This is a genomic window from Vibrio sp. 10N.261.51.A3 (genome assembly GCF_041471965.1).
In the GTDB taxonomy this organism is placed as follows: Bacteria; Pseudomonadota; Gammaproteobacteria; order Enterobacterales; family Vibrionaceae; genus Vibrio; species Vibrio crassostreae_C.
Genome location: NZ_JBFRPK010000161.1, coordinates 1 through 590 on the forward strand (window position 1 = coordinate 1; position 590 = coordinate 590).

Consider the following 590-nt stretch of genomic DNA (forward strand, 5'->3'; position numbering starts at 1 on the left):
CTGAACTGTTGATCTTGAGGGACTGGCAGGTCGTTAACTGGGTTAACCGTTAGGTCAGCTGATGCTTGAACGGTATTGGTACCATCTGAGATATCGAAGCTGATATCAATGTCGCCATTGAAGTTCTCATCTGGCGTGATGGTGAAGCTGCCGTCATCATTAGCTACAACCGTCGCATCACCACCAACCGTTAGGCCGCTAGCAGTAAGGTCATCGCCTTCAACATCAGATGCTTGTGATAACAGTTGCTCTTGGCTTAGACGGATAGAACCATCTTCATCGATTGAGTACGCTAAATCGCCTGACACCGGTGCATCATCAACGGCAGTTACACTCACATCGATGTTTGCAGAGACCGTATCGGTGCCGTCAGAGACATCGAAGCCGAAGTTGACGTCGCCATTGAAGTTTTCATTCGGAGCAAAGGTGTACGTACCATTACCGTTATCAGTAAGAATACCGTCGCCGCCATCGTAGGTCACACCTTCAACCGTTAGGTTATCACCTTCAATGTCTGTAGCGCCTGTTAATAGGTCTGAATCGGTGAAGATTAACGTACCATCTTCTTCAACGCTGAACTGTTGATCTTG

Annotated in this window: 1 protein-coding gene; it reads right to left on the bottom strand. The window is 47.8% G+C overall.

Features of this window, described 5'->3' with window-relative positions:
* Positions 1-590 (bottom strand): cadherin-like domain-containing protein (locus tag AB4371_RS22460; RefSeq protein ID WP_372150690.1); only part of this gene is annotated, 590 nt, incomplete at both ends.